This is a genomic window from Bacillus sp. 16GRE42, assembly GCF_019837435.1.
GTDB classification, from domain to species: domain Bacteria; phylum Bacillota; class Bacilli; order Bacillales; family Bacillaceae_G; genus Bacillus_A; species Bacillus_A wiedmannii.
The window spans coordinates 1,843,335-1,859,103 of record NZ_JADAXF010000001.1 but is presented as its reverse complement, the minus strand read 5'-3'; the positions used below and the strand labels follow the sequence as shown (position 1 = coordinate 1,859,103).

Here is a 15,769-nt window from a genome sequence, read left to right as displayed (position 1 = left end):
ATGACTGTACAAGAAATTTCACGAGTAATCGATGGCAAACGCGTTATTGTGAAGAAACCTGAACTGTTAATCCCTGCGGGTAACTTAGAAAAATTAAAAGTAGCTATCCATTATGGGGCAGATGCTGTATATTTAGGTGGACAAGAATTTGGTCTTCGTTCGAATGCAGGTAACTTTACACTGGAAGAAATGGCAGAAGGTGTTGAATTTGCAAAGAAATATGGAGCAAAAATATATGTAACAACAAATATCTTTGCACATAATGAAAATATGGACGGGCTAGAGGAATATTTAAAAGGGATTGAAAAAGCTGGCGTAACGGGAATTATCGTTGCTGATCCGCTTATTATTGAGACTTGTAAACGTGTAGCGCCTTCTGTTGAAGTGCATTTAAGTACACAACAATCACTATCCAACTGGAAAGCAGCACAGTATTGGAAAGAAGAAGGTTTACATCGTCTTGTATTAGCTCGTGAAGCAAGCTATGAAGAAATGAAAGAAATTAAAGAAAAAGTGGATATTGAAATTGAAGCATTCGTCCATGGTGCAATGTGTATCGCATATTCAGGCAGATGTACGTTAAGTAACCATATGACAGCACGTGACTCTAACCGTGGTGGTTGTTGTCAATCTTGCCGTTGGGACTATGATTTAGTTCAAACAGTATCACAACATAAAGATGCAAAAGAGCTTCCTCTATTCCAAGAAGAAGATGCTCACTTTGCAATGAGTCCAAAAGACTTAAATTTAATTTTATCAATTCCGAAAATGATTGAAATTGGAATTGATAGCTTAAAAGTTGAAGGACGTATGAAATCAATTCATTACGTAGCGACTGTAGCAACGGTATACCGTAAAGTAATTGATGCGTATTGTGCGGATCCGGATAATTTTGAGTTTAAACAAGAATGGTTAGATGAGCTTGATAAATGTGCAAATCGTGATACAGCTCCCGCATTCTTTGAAGGGGTTCCAGGACATCAAGAGCAAATGTTTGGAAATCATAGTAAGAAAACAACGTATGATTTCGCTGGTTTAGTGTTAGATTATAATGAAGAAACGGGCATTGTAACGATTGAGCAACGTAATCATTTCAAACCAGGACATGAAGTCGAGTTCTTTGGACCAGAAATAGAAAACTTTACGCAGACGGTGGAGAAAATTTGGGATGAGGATGGAAACGAATTAGATGCAGCGAGACATCCGTTGCAAATCGTGAAATTCAAAGTGGATCAACCAGTGTATGTGAATAATATGATGCGCAAAAGCATACTTCAATAAGAAAGAGTGATAGTCGAATGGGGACGAATAAGCCTGTTGTAATTGGAATTGCTGGTGGTTCGGGATCAGGTAAAACGAGTGTAACGAAAGCGATTTTTGACCATTTTAAAGGTCATTCTATTTTAATCTTAGAGCAAGATTATTATTACAAAGATCAAAGCCATTTACCAATGGAAGAGCGTTTAAAAACAAATTATGATCATCCGCTTGCGTTTGATAATGATCTGTTAATTGAACATTTGCAGCAGTTGCTTGCATATGAGCAAATTGATAAGCCTGTATATGACTATACATTGCATACGCGTTCAGAAGAAGTTATTCCAGTTGAGCCGAAAGATGTAATCATTTTAGAAGGAATTCTTATTTTAGAAGACCCACGTCTTTGTGAGTTAATGGACATAAAGCTATTCGTTGATACAGATGCAGATCTTCGTATTTTACGCCGCATGCAGCGTGATATTAAAGAGCGCGGTCGTACGATGGATTCAGTAGTTGATCAATACGTAAGTGTTGTACGTCCAATGCACAATCAATTTATTGAGCCTTCTAAGAAATTTGCGGATATTATTATCCCTGAAGGTGGACAAAATCATGTTGCAATTGATATTATGGTGACAAAAATTGCAACAATTCTTGAACAAAAAGTAAATTTGTAATAGCATAGTAAAAGATATACGATAGGAAGGGATTTTTTCCCTTCCTATCGAATACAATGAAACATGCAACCTCATCTATATATAGGTGAGGGCATATTTATATCAACTTTCCATACATATCTTCTTTATATAAAGAAGAATTGGGAATACGGGGTTGTATGTGACAACTCCGCTAGTACAGGCGTGCTAGAAACCTCCGCTATACATATAAGTGGGGGAGTTTTCATATGGAACTCCTCTTTTTTTTCGGGGGATTGGTATATAAAAGGAGTGGAAAATATGGCAACAGAAAAAACATACCCTATGACGCAAGAGGGTAAGCAAAAGCTAGAGAACGAACTTGAAGATTTAAAAACGGTAAAACGTAAAGAGGTTGTAGAGCGCATTAAGATTGCACGTAGCTTCGGAGATCTTTCTGAGAACTCTGAGTACGATGCAGCGAAAGATGAGCAAGCGTTCGTAGAAGGACGTATTACACAATTAGAAAACATGATTCGTAACGCAGTTATCATCACAGATAACGGCGAAGAATCTACAGTTGTTACATTAGGTAAAACAGTAACATTTAAAGAGTTGCCAGGTGGAGATGAAGAATCTTACACAATCGTAGGTAGCGCAGAAGCAGATCCATTTGAAGGAAGAATTTCTAACGATTCTCCAATTGCAAAAAGCTTATTAGGTAAGCAAATTGGTGAGAAGGTAGCAATCCAAACTCCAGGTGGAGAAATGCAAGTAGAGATTATCTCTGTAAAATAATAAAAAATCACTCGTGTAAAAGCGAGTGATTTTTTTATTTGTATAAAAGATGAAACACTCCGTCCAAACTATAATAGACGAGGTGTTTTTTTATGAAAATAAAACGGAGAATTACAATTGTTTTAATTTGTTTTATGTGTATCATGTTTATTTTACTTTGTCGTTTAATTCAAATACAAATTATAGATACAGAATCATTTACAGATCGTAAGATAAATTTAATTGAAAAAAGTGTTACACAACGGACGCAGTCCATTACGGTAGATGATGGAAGAGGCCATTTTATAGATCGGAACGGTAAGGAAATAGGTGAGAAAAAGTATCCTGTTTTAATTGTTTTTCCATTTCTACAAATAAAAAATGACATGTTAGAGAAAATTGCGCATATCATTGGTGTGTCGAGACAAGAGATTGAAAGTCAAATGAAAGACAAGAAAAGTGCATTTATCATGCAAAGGGGAAATGGTCCATTTCGATTGGCACGAGAGCAGATGGAGAAGGTAAATCAATTAAATGTATTAGGTATTGTAGCAGCTGAAGTTCGTTTACGGCAAACTGGCGCGATGAATCATTTAATTGGCGATGTGGGGGAGAATGAACGAGAATTTCAAAAACGATACGGAGAAGTAAGAAAAATTTCAAGGCAAACGCCAATTGGCATTTCAGGATTGCAGCAATCATTTGATGAATTTCTTTTGACCGATGGAGAGGCAAAAGTATTGTATCAAGTGGACCGACAAGGAGAACCGATTTTTGGAAAACAAGCGAAATATACTGCGCCTGGAAATCCGTTTTATCCAGTGACGATTCAAACAACTTTACATAACAGGTTACAGCAAAAAGCAGAAGAAGTGGTTGAAGCAAGCGAAATAAAGAAGGGGGGATTAGTATTACTTGATGTAAAGAAAAATGAAATTTTAGCGATGGTCAGTAAACCATCTGTACAGGTGAAGGATGAGCGTTTATATACAACTACACTTGAAAATCAAATGTTAACACCACATTTTCCCGGTTCTGTTTTTAAAACAATAGTTGCAGCGGCAGTGATTGATCAAAATGAAAATGTGTTTAATCGTACATTTAATTGTAATCAAGATTTATATGGTGAAGACCATCCACAAGTTATGATGGGTACACTTAGTTTTAAAGAGAGCTTTGCTAGAAGCTGTAATAGGACATTTTCAGAGTTAGGTAATGAGCTAATACAAAAGGATAAGATGGTGTTAGAAACTTACGTAGCAGCGTTAGGAGGCGCTGGTAAGGTTGGATGGAAAGGTTCTGTATTTCATACAACTCATTTTGAGCAAATGCCAGAGGAGAAGAGGGTTACGATTTGGGGGAGTGAAGGAAATAAGAATAGTAAAAAGGCGGTAGCGCAAACCGCGATTGGACAGAAAGATGTACGTATGTCACCTCTAGCGATTGCAAATATGATGGCGACGATTGCTAGGGATGGAGAAAAGATGGAAGTGAAAGCTGTGGAAAAAATAATGTATAAAAATGGAACGGACTTTTATACATTTGAAGACCATACAATAGGCGGGAAACAGCTTTCGTATGAAGCGGTTAAAACATTACAAGAGTTATTAAGGGGCGTTGTAACAACGGAGAAAGGAACAGGAGCCGCATTCAGGTCGTTGCCACTAAGTGTTGCCGGAAAATCTGGGACAGCGCAAACAGGAAAAGGGACGAAAGTGAATCGTTGGTTTGCAGGGTATTTTCCATATGAAAATCCAAGATATGCTTTAGTTGTCGTGGATATAGAAACGAATAGTAATGGAAATGAAGTTACACCTATTTTCAAAGCTATCGTAGAATCAATCTATCGATTAGAGAATGAAAAGTAATCTTGCAATTCATATTGAAATGTTTTCATTTCGTGAAAATATTATTGTAAATGTTCAACCTTTCTAGATTTAATGTTACAATAGCAAGTATGAAAAACTGCATGGAGGTTTGAAGAATGGCAGGAGGATCTAGATTCCAACAGAAACAACAAAAACGTCGTCAAAACGGTGTTTTAAATATTGCAATTGCAATTGTATTAATATTAGTAGCTATTGTATCATATCAATTGTTTGTTCCTGAAAGAAAAGAGCAAGCGTCTTCTAGTGATAAAAAAGTAGCTCAGCAAACAACGAAAGAGAATAAAGCTGAGAAAGCTAAAGGCAAAGAAGAGCCGAAGAAGAACGAGCAAGATAAGACAGAGGCTAAGAAGCAGGAAGAAGAAGCGAAGCAAAAGGCTGAGGAAGAACAGAAAAAAGCTGAAGAAGAAGCGAAAGCTAACGAGAAAGCACCAGCTGAAAAAACACAGTCACAGGCAACAGATGCTTATACGAAATCTTCTTGGAAGCCAGTAGGTACAGAGCAAGGTGCAACACCTGCGATGACGTTTAAAAAAGGTACAGCAGATTGGAATGAGATGAATCAAGCGATTTCAGCTGCAATTGACGTTCCAGTAAATCAATTAGTTATCCATAGAATTGGAAATAACGGTAAGAATAAAGCTTACGGTAACGTACAAGATAAACAATCAGGTAAAAAATATTATGTGAATATTGATTGGGTAGAAAATGAGGGCTGGAAACCAGTACTTGTTCAAACTCTAAACTAAAAAAGAGAGGCTCCTTAGGAGCTTCTCTTTTTTAGTTAGCGTAATTTCTTTAATTTAAAATGAACAACCGCGCTATAATATGGACTTTTGCTTTCGGGATCCATAACCATTTGATGCGAGATGTGATGAACTTCAAGCATAAGTGCTTTATTATTATCGATTTGTTCGCTAATTTTTCGTTCCAAAGAAGCTAAGTCTCCTGCTTCGAAAAACTCTACTTTATCTTCTAACATTTCAAAGGTAAATGACACGAAGACGACCCCTCTCCTATGTAATCAACTATAGTGTAACAAAGAAAAGAATGAAATACCATGTACATTTCAATTGACATTTTTAGCAAGAGGGCATATCATACTGATAAAACCGATAAGAAAAAGGGGAATTTTTATGGGGACAGAATTTAATGGTTTATTTGATGAGTGGGCTCATACGTACGACTCATTCGTACAAGGCGAAGATATACAATATAAAGAAGTTTTCGCTCATTATGAGGATATTCTAGAGGATGTAGTTAACAAGTCATTTGGTAATGTATTAGAATTTGGTGTTGGTACTGGAAATTTAACAAATAAATTATTACTTGCTGGCCACACAGTTTACGGTATAGAACCGTCACGTGAAATGCGCATGATTGCAAAAGAGAAATTGCCGCAAGAGTTTTCGATGACAGAAGGTGATTTTCTTTCGTTTGAAGTTCCAAATTCAATTGATACCATTGTAAGCACCTATGCATTTCATCATTTAACAGATGATGAAAAAAATGTAGCGATTGCGAACTATAGTCAATTGCTAAACAAAGGTGGTAAAATAGTGTTTGCTGATACGATATTTGCAGATCAAGATGCATATGATAAAACTGTTGAAACAGCAAAACAAAGAGGTTTCCATCAGTTAGCAAACGATTTGCAAACGGAATATTATACACGTATTCCAGTCATGCAGTCTATTTTTGAAAACAATGGCTTCCATGTAACGTTTACGAGATTAAATCATTTCGTTTGGGTAATGGAGGCAACTAAGCAATAGAAAGAGGGATTAGATTGAGAATTGCTGTAATTGGAGCAATGGAAGAAGAAGTACGTATTTTACGTGACAAATTAGAACAAGCAGAAACAGAAACGGTTGCGGGTTGTGAATTTACGAAAGGACAATTAGCAGGACATGAAGTAATCTTGTTAAAGTCTGGTATTGGTAAAGTAAATGCAGCGATGTCAACGACAATTTTATTAGAAAGATATAAGCCTGAAAAAGTAATTAATACTGGTTCAGCTGGTGGCTTCCATCATTCTCTAAACGTTGGAGATGTAGTTATTTCAACAGAAGTTCGTCATCATGACGTAGATGTAACAGCATTTAACTATGAGTATGGTCAAGTACCAGGAATGCCTCCTGGATTCAAGGCTGATGAAGCATTAGTTGCATTAGCTGAGAAATGTATGCAGGCAGAAGAAAATATTCAAGTTGTAAAAGGTATGATTGCAACAGGTGATTCATTTATGAGTGATCCGAACCGCGTTGCAGCAATTCGTGATAAATTTGAAGACCTTTATGCAGTAGAAATGGAAGCAGCAGCTGTTGCACAAGTATGCCACCAATATGAAGTTCCGTTTGTTATTATTCGTGCACTTTCTGATATTGCTGGTAAAGAATCAAATGTTTCATTTGATCAATTTTTAGATCAAGCAGCTCTTCATTCTACAAACTTTATCGTAAAAGTACTAGAAGAGTTAAAGTAATGTAACAAAAAGGCAACTGTCTCATATAAAGAAAATACATACAGTTGCCTTTTCTTTATTGGCAAATAAGGGGGAGAACACGATGAATGTATATCGTGGAGTTCATGAGTTGATTGGTCATACGCCAGTTGTAGAAATTACTCGTTTTTCACTTCCAGAAGGGGTCCGTTTATTTGCAAAGCTTGAATTTTATAACCCAGGTGGAAGCGTTAAGGACCGTTTAGGAAGAGAATTAATCGAAGATGCGCTAGAAAAAGGGCTTGTTACCCAGGGTGGAACAATTATTGAACCGACCGCTGGAAATACTGGTATTGGACTGGCACTTGCAGCGTTACAACATGATTTACGCGTTATTGTTTGTGTACCAGAGAAATTTAGTATTGAAAAACAAGAATTAATGAAAGCGCTAGGCGCAACGGTCGTGCATACACCAACTGAGCAAGGAATGACCGGTGCAATTGCAAAAGCAAAAGAATTAGTAAATGAAATACCGAATTCATACTCTCCAAGTCAGTTTGCGAATGAAGCAAACCCGCGTGCTTATTTCAAAACACTAGGTCCTGAACTTTGGGATGCACTGAACGGAGAGATTAACATATTTGTTGCAGGAGCAGGAACTGGTGGTACATTCATGGGGACTGCATCTTATTTGAAAGAAAAAAATGTAGATATAAAAACGGTTATTGTGGAACCAGAAGGATCCATTTTAAATGGTGGTAAAGCTGGTTCGCATGAAACAGAAGGGATCGGCCTTGAATTCATCCCGCCATTTTTGAAAACATCTTATTTTGATGAAATTCATACAATTTCTGATCGAAATGCATTTTTACGAGTAAAGGAATTAGCGCGAAAAGAAGGACTGCTTGTTGGGAGCTCTTCAGGAGCGGCATTTCATGCAAGTTTACTTGAAGCAGAGCAAGCGGCGCCAGGTACAAATATTGTAACGATTTTTCCTGATAGTAGTGAGCGTTATTTAAGTAAAGACATATACAAAGGATGGGAATAAAAAATGAGAGCAAAGACAAAGTTAATTCATGGTATTCGCATAGGAGAACCTTCAACTGGATCTGTAAATGTACCGATTTATCAAACAAGTACGTACAAACAAGAAGCAGTTGGTAAGCATCAAGGATATGAATATTCACGTACAGGCAACCCAACACGTGCAGCTTTAGAAGAAATGATTGCAGTATTAGAAAACGGTCATGCTGGTTTTGCATTTGGTTCAGGAATGGCTGCTATTACAGCTACAATTATGTTGTTCTCAAAAGGTGACCACGTTATTTTAACAGATGATGTGTATGGTGGAACGTACCGCGTTATCACGAAAGTATTAAATCGCTTCGGTATTGAGCATACATTTGTAGATACAACCAACTTAGAGGAAGTTGTAGAAGCAATTCGTCCGAATACGAAAGCGATTTATGTGGAAACACCAACGAACCCATTACTGAAAATTACTGATATTAAGAAAATATCTACTCTTGCTAAAGAGAAAGATTTATTAACAATTATCGATAACACATTCATGACGCCATATTGGCAGTCGCCGATTACTTTAGGAGCAGACATTGTACTTCATAGTGCAACGAAATATTTAGGAGGTCATAGTGACGTAGTTGCAGGCCTAGTAGTTGTAAATAGCCCGCAATTAGCAGAAGACCTTCACTTTGTACAAAACTCAACAGGAGGCATTCTTGGCCCGCAAGATAGCTTCTTACTACTTCGTGGCTTAAAAACATTAGGAATTCGAATGGAAGAGCATGAAACGAATTCACGCGCAATTGCCGAGTTTTTAAATAATCATCCAAAAGTAAATAAAGTATATTACCCAGGTCTTGAGTCACATCAAAACCATGAACTTGCAACAGAACAAGCAAATGGATTTGGTGCTATTATCTCATTTGATGTAGATAGCGAAGAAACATTAAATAAAGTACTTGAGAAATTACAATACTTTACACTTGCTGAAAGTTTAGGGGCAGTAGAAAGTTTAATTTCTATCCCATCTCAAATGACACATGCATCAATCCCAGCAGATCGCCGCAAAGAATTAGGAATTACAGATACATTAATTCGTATTTCTGTCGGTATTGAAGACGGTGAAGATTTAATTGAAGATCTAGCACAAGCGTTAGCATAATAAAAATGCACTGCTAATATAAGGCAGTGCATTTTTATCACATCATTTTGTGAAATATTTCACAAAATAGACATACACAAATGAAATTATTTCATGTATATTAAGTTCATGAAATGTTACTCACGAACAATCTTGTGAAATGTTTCACAAACAATGAGGTTCATGTAGGAAAGCAACTCTATTTTTTTACGCTAATCGGGACTTATTATGACCTATAGGGTCTCATTTAGTCCACGATAGCAGAATAGGAGGAATTTACATGGTAGTCAAAGAGAAAGTTGTAAATGAAATGCAGGAAGTAAAAGAGATGATTGATACGTTAGTGAATAACGGTCGAAAGGCTTTACAAGCATTAGAAGGTTTTACACAAGAGCAAATTGACAACATTGTTCACGAAATGGCATTAGCAGGTGTGGATCAACATATGCCGCTTGCGAAGTTGGCTGTTGAAGAAACGGGTCGTGGTGTATATGAAGATAAATGTATTAAAAATATTTTTGCTACTGAATATATTTGGCATAGCATAAAAAAAGATAAAACAGTAGGGATTATTCACGAAGATCCTCATGAAGAAATAATAGAAATTGCAGAACCTGTCGGTGTAGTAGCTGGGGTAACGCCAGTAACGAATCCAACGTCGACAACAATGTTTAAAGCATTAATCGCGATAAAAACGAGAAATCCAATTATTTTCGCATTTCATCCTTCAGCACAAAACTGTTCCATTGCAGCGGCGAAAACAGTATATGATGCAGCGGTGAAGGCGGGGGCACCAAAACATTGTATTCAGTGGATTGAAAAACCTTCTGTCGAAGCAACAAAACAATTAATGAACCATGAAGGTGTTGCGCTTGTTTTGGCAACTGGAGGAGCAGGTATGGTGAAATCAGCTTATTCTACTGGAAAACCAGCGCTAGGTGTAGGTCCTGGTAATGTACCATGCTATATAGAGAAATCAGCGCATATAAAACGAGCTGTTAATGATTTAATTTTATCAAAAACATTTGATAACGGTATGATTTGTGCATCAGAACAAGCAATCATTATAGACAAGGAAATTTATGATGATGTGAAAACAGAAATGATTGCAAACAATTGTTACTTTGTAGCAGAAGAAGAGAGAAGAAAATTAGAAAAGCTAGTTATTAATGAAAATACATGTGCAGTAAATAGTGATATTGTAGGGAAATCAGCGCAGTACATTGCCGCATTAGTTGGAATTACTGTGCCTGAAAATACAAAAATGCTTGTAGCTGAAATACAAGGTATCGGAGCAGCATATCCACTATCTCGTGAGAAACTGAGTCCAGTATTAGCGTGTGTAAAAGCAAATTCATTAGAAGAAGGATTTACATATTGCGAAGAAATGTTAAACCTTGGTGGTTTAGGACATTCAGCAGTCATTCATTCTACAAATAAAGAAGTACAAAAACAATTTGGATTACGTATGAAAGCTTGCCGTCTTATTGTAAACGCCCCTTCATCACAAGGTGGAATCGGTGACATATATAATGGATTTATTCCATCACTTACGCTTGGTTGCGGCTCGTATGGGAAAAACTCAGTTTCTCAAAACGTAACAGCGACGCATTTATTAAATATAAAAAGGTTGGCAAATAGAAAAAAGAATATGCAGTGGTTCAAATTACCACCAAAAATTTATTTTGAAAAACATGCGACAGCATATTTAGCAAATATGCCTAACATTTCACGTGCATTTATTGTAACGGATCCAGGAATGGTTGAGCACGGATATGTAGATACGGTTACGCATTATTTACGTAAACATGCAAATGATGTAAAAGTCGAAGTTTTCTTTGAGGTCGAGCCAGATCCATCAGATGAAACTGTGTTTAAAGGTGCGGAAATGATGAGAAGTTTTAAGCCAGATGTAATTATCGCACTTGGTGGTGGTTCAGCTATGGATGCAGCGAAAGGGATGTGGCTTTTCTATGAGCACCCAGAAACAACATTCTATGGAATTAAACAGAAGTTTTTAGATATAAGAAAACGTACATGTAAATATCCGGAATTAGGAAGTAAGGCGCAGTTTGTTGCCATTCCAACAACATCAGGAACAGGATCAGAAGTGACACCATTTGCGGTTATTACAGATAAGAAAAATAATATAAAGTATCCGCTCGCGGATTATGAATTAACACCAGATGTAGCAATTGTTGATCCACAGTTTGTAATGACAGTACCACCACATGTAACAGCAGACACTGGTATGGACGTATTAACGCATGCAATCGAGGCGTATGTGTCTGTTCTAGCAAATGACTATACAGATGGATTAGCATTAAAGGCCATTGATCTCGTATTTAAATATTTACCAAGAGCATTTAAAGATGGAAATGACGAAGAAGCGCGAGAAAAAATGCATAATGCTTCTGCAATCGCTGGGATGGCATTTGCAAATGCTTTCTTAGGTATTAATCACAGCTTAGCACATAAAATTGGACCGGAATTTCATATTCCGCATGGGCGTGCGAATGCAATTCTTATGCCGCACGTAGTTCGCTATAATGCTATTAAGCCACGAAAACACGCGTTGTTCCCAAAATATGAGCACTTTGTAGCTGATGAACGCTATGCACATATTGCGAGAATGCTCGGGCTTCCAGCAGGCTCGACAGCAGAAGGTGTGGAATCACTCGTCCAAGCAATTATTGAGCTTGGAAAAAGCTTAAATATAAATATGAGTATTGCAGGACAAGGAGTTGCTAAAGACCAATTTGAAGAGGTTGTTGGATTATTAGCAGAAAGAGCTTTTGAAGATCAATGTACAACAGCTAATCCAAAATTACCTCTCATTTCAGAGTTGAAAGAAATTTATATGGAAGCATATAAAGGGGAGTAATGGTTATGAAAGAGTCGCAATAAAGCGGCTCTTTTTCATTTGGAAAACATCTCCCAGAATGGCTGTATTTACTGGTCTTTAAGTTTAATAGAATATGATACAGTGAAATAGGGGAGTGAGAATATAATGAAAGAATTACAAGGAAAAATAGAAGATTATACTCGGTTCGGACAAATCCTTCTCGCTGTAAGTACATTGTTAATGGTTGGCTTATTGATTCCGAATGGAGCAAAAGAAACAATACAATCTTTTGTTATGATGGGGAGCACCATTATATTTTTAAGTTTATCATTCTTTTTCTTTCAGCGTGTGAAAGTGATGCGAGATCAGTTAGAGGGAAATGAATGTGAGTAATATTATGAAATAGAGCACTACGAAAAGAACGAATCTTTTTGTAGTGCTTTTTGTTTTTGAAAAAAATGTATGCGGTTTATATTGACAATGATAATCCTTATCAATTAAAGTAGAATAGTAGTTAATGATTATCATTATCAGTTAGAGGTGAAAGAATGAAAAAATCTATTACGCTATTCACAGCGATTTTATCTATTTTTTTCTTGTTAATAGGTTGCAATGCAAAGGGAGACGAAAAAGCATCTGCAACAAAAACAGAAAAAGGAAAAGAGAAAATCGAAGTTACCGACCTGTCAGGAAGAAAGGTAACATTCGATAAAGTGCCAGAGAGTTTTGCAACATTAAGTATGGGAGACATGAATATTATTCATGCTTTAGGCGGAAAAATAGTAGGTCGTCCGGATGCAAAAATAACTCTTCCAGAGGATTTAAAGAAAGTACAAGTAATCGGGAATGCACATCAACCGAATTTTGAGCAAATTGCTAGTTTAAAACCGGATGTACTTATTGCTAACAATGGGTTTCAAAAGAATGTTCCAACGGTTGAAGGACAAGGAACGAAAGTAATGATTTCTTCTGCGAATTCTGTACAAGATATTCAAAAGAATATTGAACTATATGGAACGATAATGAAGAAAGAAGATAAAGCAAAAGAACTTAATCAAAAAATTAATGATCAAATGAAGACATATGAGAAAAAGAGTGATGTGAAAGCACTGTTAGTATACGGAGCACCAGGTACTTATTTAGCAGCATTACCAACATCTTTATCAGGCGATATTTTAGAAAAAACAGGCGGGAAAAATATTGCAGCTGATTTTCCGGAAATGAAGGAATATCCGCAATATGCGCAGCTAAGTGTAGAACGTATTATTGAGGCAAATCCAGATGTGATTTATTTAATTACACATGGAGATCCAAATAGCGTTAAAAAAGCATTTGAAGGCGAAATGATGAAAAATGCAGCGTGGAAAAATTTAGATGCAGTAAAACAAAATCGTGTAGTTATTTTGCCACCAGACTTATTTGGATCAAATCCTGGAACAAAAGTTACAGAAGCAATGGACTTTATGTATAAAAGTATACAAGATGTAAGGAAATGATAAGTATGGAAAGTAGTGAAGTAGTAAGGGAAAAGGAACATCCTTTTGCGAAAAAAAGGTGGATAATAGCAGTTACTTTAGTTGTATTAGCGATTTTAGGTCTTTTTTACGGTCTTTTCGCAGGAAGCCTATCCTTTTCTTTACGAGATATTCTAACAGGGATACAAGATGAAGGTTCGACGGTTCATCGAATTGTATGGGACCTTCGTATACCGAGAGTGCTCGTTGGATTTATAGTAGGAACATGTTTAGCAGCATCTGGTGCACTGCTGCAAGGGGTTATGAGAAATCCTCTTGCAGACCCTGGTATTATCGGGGTTTCATCTGGAGCAGGCCTTGTAGCAATTGTAATTATGATTTTATTCCCTCAGCATATGGCATTTTTACCGCTCGGGGCATTTATAGGAGCTTTCATAACGGCGATGGTCATTTATGCTTTATCATGGCAAAAAGGGGCGCCGCCTTCAAGGATTGTCTTAGTAGGTGTATCAATCAATGCATTAATTGGTGCAGCGACGTCAGCGTTAATGTTATTACATAGTGACAAAGTACAATCGGTGTTACCGTGGTTAGCAGGTGGCATTGGTGGTGTAAGTTGGGCACATTTAAACATGATTATTTATTATGCAATATTCGCTATTATATTAGCCTTCTTTGGTATAAAGCATATTCGAGTATTAATGCTTGGAGATGAAATGGCGAAATTATTAGGTCATAACGTGGAGAGAAGCCGGTTTTATTTAATAGTAGTAAGTACACTATTAGCTGGAATTGCAGTTAGTGTTTCTGGTCTTATTGGATTTGTCGGTCTTGTTGTACCACATATGTTACGTTTATTAGTTGGAAATGACTATAAATATTTACTGCCATTATCATGCCTTGGCGGAGGGATATTACTTGTTTTCGCGGATGCGATAGCTCGAAGTTGGTTCGATCCAATTGAATTGCCTGTTGGTATTTTATTATCATTCTTAGGCGGTCCGTTCTTCTTATATTTAATTCATAGAGGAGGAAGACAACGTGATTTCCGTTAATAAAGTGTTTTACGCACATTCTGAAAGATTTCAAATGCAAAATATGAATGTACATATTAAAGCTGGGGAGGTCGTTAGTTTAATTGGACCGAATGGATCAGGGAAATCTACTTTGCTTCGTTTAATGGCAAGACTACTTAAACAAAGCGAAGGGGATATCATTTTAGATGGAAAAAGTATTCATATGATGAAAAGTGCCGATGTAGCGAAGCAATTAGCGATGTTACCACAAATGCATGATCATCAATTAGATTTAACAGTGAAAGAATTAATCGAATTTGGAAGAGGACCTCATAAATCATGGAAAGATCGCTTAAATAAAGACGATGAAGAAATTGTTGATTGGGCATTGTCTGTTACAAATCTTGAAGGGTATGAATATCGTCTTTTACAATCTTTATCAGGAGGGGAAAGACAACGTGCCTGGATTGCAATGACGCTAGCACAACGTACAAATGTCTTATTATTAGATGAGCCAACAACTTTTTTAGATATCGTTCATCAGTTGGAAGTAATGGAACTTGTGAAACGGTTAAACGAGGAGTTTGGCATGACAATTGTAATGGTTTTACATGATATTAACCAAGCGGCTCAATATAGTGATCGTTTACTCGTATTAAAGCGAGGGAAGCTTCAGTATGACGGTATACCAGAAGAAGTGTTATGTCATGAAATGTTTCAACGTGTGTTCGGCATAGAGGTAGATATTTTTCAAGGAAGCGACAAGCCATTTTTCACACCAAAACGAATTTCTAAAAAAGGAGGAGCAAGATGCGAACAGAAGAACGTATTACCACTGAGTTAGTAAGAGAATTTGTTATGGCAGCTCACGGAGATTTAGAAAAAGTACAAGAACTGTTGGCTGAATTGCCAAGCTTACTTCATGCCTCTTACAATTGGGGCGGATCAGATTGGGAAAGTGCGTTAGGAGCAGCAGCACATGTAGGTCGTAAAGATATTGCTCTCTATTTACTAGAAAAGGGTGCTCGAATGGACATTTTCGCGGCCGCGATGCTTGGAGAATTAGAAGTTGTACAAGCTATTTTAGTAGCACAACCAGAGGCATTGCGTGCATCGGGTCCACATGGTATTTCCCTTCTTCAACATGCACGAATGGGTGGAGAAAAAGCACAGCGTGTATTTGAGTACTTAACGGTGCTCTCTTAATGACCGCAAAGGTTCTTATGTGCGGTAAACTTTTCACTTTCATATAATTGAAAAGTTTACCG

General features: G+C 37.0%; 16 protein-coding genes. 15 read left to right on the top strand and 1 reads right to left on the bottom strand.

Features of this window, described 5'->3' with window-relative positions; genetic code table 11:
• The 5 genes from ILS93_RS09685 to ILS93_RS09665 all read left to right on the top strand — a co-directional run bounded on the left by ILS93_RS09685 (position 1) and on the right by ILS93_RS09665 (position 5,307).
• Positions 1–1,281 (top strand): peptidase U32 family protein, encoded by a 1,281-nt coding sequence (locus ILS93_RS09685; RefSeq protein WP_000217969.1) that lies wholly within the window; start codon positions 1–3, stop codon positions 1,279–1,281.
• A gap of 17 nt (positions 1,282–1,298) precedes the next feature.
• A complete protein-coding gene (gene udk, locus ILS93_RS09680) occupies positions 1,299–1,937 on the top strand; it encodes a uridine kinase (protein ID WP_000537083.1) in 639 nt (212 codons plus the stop codon).
• 279 nt (positions 1,938–2,216) lie between these two features.
• Positions 2,217–2,693 carry a transcription elongation factor GreA gene (gene greA / locus ILS93_RS09675; protein ID WP_000179964.1) on the top strand — a complete coding sequence of 159 codons (477 nt, stop codon included), beginning with the start codon at positions 2,217–2,219 and terminating at the stop codon, positions 2,691–2,693.
• A 92-nt stretch (positions 2,694–2,785) separates the two neighbouring features.
• Positions 2,786–4,540, top strand: a complete 1,755-nt coding sequence (locus ILS93_RS09670; RefSeq protein ID WP_064474728.1) for a peptidoglycan D,D-transpeptidase FtsI family protein — start codon at positions 2,786–2,788, stop codon at positions 4,538–4,540.
• 116 nt (positions 4,541–4,656) lie between these two features.
• Entirely contained in the window at positions 4,657–5,307 is a 651-nt protein-coding gene (locus ILS93_RS09665) for a YrrS family protein (RefSeq protein ID WP_064474729.1), read from the top strand.
• Between the two features lie 35 nt (positions 5,308–5,342).
• On the opposite strand, the gene ILS93_RS09660 is transcribed toward ILS93_RS09665, so the two are convergent.
• On the bottom strand, positions 5,343–5,558 hold the full coding sequence (locus ILS93_RS09660) for a YrzA family protein (protein ID WP_064474730.1): 216 nt from the start codon (positions 5,556–5,558) through the stop codon (positions 5,343–5,345).
• A 136-nt stretch (positions 5,559–5,694) separates the two neighbouring features.
• Here ILS93_RS09660 and ILS93_RS09655 point away from each other — a divergent pair, with 136 nt between their 5' ends.
• The 10 genes from ILS93_RS09655 (at position 5,695) to ILS93_RS09610 (ending at position 15,707) form a co-directional block, all read left to right on the top strand.
• Complete coding sequence (locus ILS93_RS09655; RefSeq protein WP_222660365.1) at positions 5,695–6,333, top strand: class I SAM-dependent DNA methyltransferase; 639 nt, start codon at positions 5,695–5,697, stop codon at positions 6,331–6,333.
• 14 nt (positions 6,334–6,347) lie between these two features.
• Entirely contained in the window at positions 6,348–7,043 is a 696-nt protein-coding gene (mtnN, locus tag ILS93_RS09650) for a 5'-methylthioadenosine/S-adenosylhomocysteine nucleosidase (protein ID WP_001217038.1), read from the top strand.
• Between the two features lie 82 nt (positions 7,044–7,125).
• Positions 7,126–8,049 (top strand): O-acetylserine dependent cystathionine beta-synthase, encoded by a 924-nt coding sequence (locus ILS93_RS09645; protein ID WP_088107373.1) that lies wholly within the window; start codon positions 7,126–7,128, stop codon positions 8,047–8,049.
• A gap of 3 nt (positions 8,050–8,052) precedes the next feature.
• Positions 8,053–9,186, top strand: a complete 1,134-nt coding sequence (locus ILS93_RS09640; protein WP_001201925.1) for a bifunctional cystathionine gamma-lyase/homocysteine desulfhydrase — start codon at positions 8,053–8,055, stop codon at positions 9,184–9,186.
• Between the two features lie 259 nt (positions 9,187–9,445).
• Entirely contained in the window at positions 9,446–12,049 is a 2,604-nt protein-coding gene (gene adhE, locus ILS93_RS09635) for a bifunctional acetaldehyde-CoA/alcohol dehydrogenase (RefSeq protein ID WP_064474732.1), read from the top strand.
• Positions 12,050–12,175: 126 nt separating this feature from the next.
• A complete protein-coding gene (locus ILS93_RS09630; RefSeq protein ID WP_000661459.1) occupies positions 12,176–12,403 on the top strand; it encodes a YrhC family protein in 228 nt (75 codons plus the stop codon).
• A 155-nt stretch (positions 12,404–12,558) separates the two neighbouring features.
• Positions 12,559–13,506: an ABC transporter substrate-binding protein gene (locus tag ILS93_RS09625; RefSeq protein ID WP_000748444.1), complete on the top strand. Its 948-nt coding sequence runs from the start codon at positions 12,559–12,561 to the stop codon at positions 13,504–13,506.
• Positions 13,507–13,511: 5 nt separating this feature from the next.
• Positions 13,512–14,540 (top strand): FecCD family ABC transporter permease, encoded by a 1,029-nt coding sequence (locus ILS93_RS09620; protein WP_064474734.1) that lies wholly within the window; start codon positions 13,512–13,514, stop codon positions 14,538–14,540.
• Positions 14,527–15,345, top strand: coding sequence for an ABC transporter ATP-binding protein (locus ILS93_RS09615; RefSeq protein ID WP_064474735.1), 819 nt, complete (start codon positions 14,527–14,529; stop codon positions 15,343–15,345). Before ILS93_RS09620 ends, ILS93_RS09615 begins: the two co-directional genes overlap by 14 nt.
• Entirely contained in the window at positions 15,312–15,707 is a 396-nt protein-coding gene (locus ILS93_RS09610) for an ankyrin repeat domain-containing protein (RefSeq protein WP_064474736.1), read from the top strand. Before ILS93_RS09615 ends, ILS93_RS09610 begins: the two co-directional genes overlap by 34 nt.
• Positions 15,708–15,769: the final 62 nt, after the last annotated feature.

Coding starts and splice junctions, on each gene's coding strand:
- ILS93_RS09685 (WP_000217969.1), top strand. CDS start 1: ATGACTGTACAAGAAATTTCACGAGTAATCGATGGCAAACGCGTTATT.
- udk (WP_000537083.1), top strand. CDS start 1,299: ATGGGGACGAATAAGCCTGTTGTAATTGGAATTGCTGGTGGTTCGGGA.
- greA (WP_000179964.1), top strand. CDS start 2,217: ATGGCAACAGAAAAAACATACCCTATGACGCAAGAGGGTAAGCAAAAG.
- ILS93_RS09670 (WP_064474728.1), top strand. CDS start 2,786: ATGAAAATAAAACGGAGAATTACAATTGTTTTAATTTGTTTTATGTGT.
- ILS93_RS09665 (WP_064474729.1), top strand. CDS start 4,657: ATGGCAGGAGGATCTAGATTCCAACAGAAACAACAAAAACGTCGTCAA.
- ILS93_RS09655 (WP_222660365.1), top strand. CDS start 5,695: ATGGGGACAGAATTTAATGGTTTATTTGATGAGTGGGCTCATACGTAC.
- ILS93_RS09645 (WP_088107373.1), top strand. CDS start 7,126: ATGAATGTATATCGTGGAGTTCATGAGTTGATTGGTCATACGCCAGTT.
- ILS93_RS09640 (WP_001201925.1), top strand. CDS start 8,053: ATGAGAGCAAAGACAAAGTTAATTCATGGTATTCGCATAGGAGAACCT.
- adhE (WP_064474732.1), top strand. CDS start 9,446: ATGGTAGTCAAAGAGAAAGTTGTAAATGAAATGCAGGAAGTAAAAGAG.
- ILS93_RS09630 (WP_000661459.1), top strand. CDS start 12,176: ATGAAAGAATTACAAGGAAAAATAGAAGATTATACTCGGTTCGGACAA.
- ILS93_RS09625 (WP_000748444.1), top strand. CDS start 12,559: ATGAAAAAATCTATTACGCTATTCACAGCGATTTTATCTATTTTTTTC.
- ILS93_RS09620 (WP_064474734.1), top strand. CDS start 13,512: ATGGAAAGTAGTGAAGTAGTAAGGGAAAAGGAACATCCTTTTGCGAAA.
- ILS93_RS09610 (WP_064474736.1), top strand. CDS start 15,312: ATGCGAACAGAAGAACGTATTACCACTGAGTTAGTAAGAGAATTTGTT.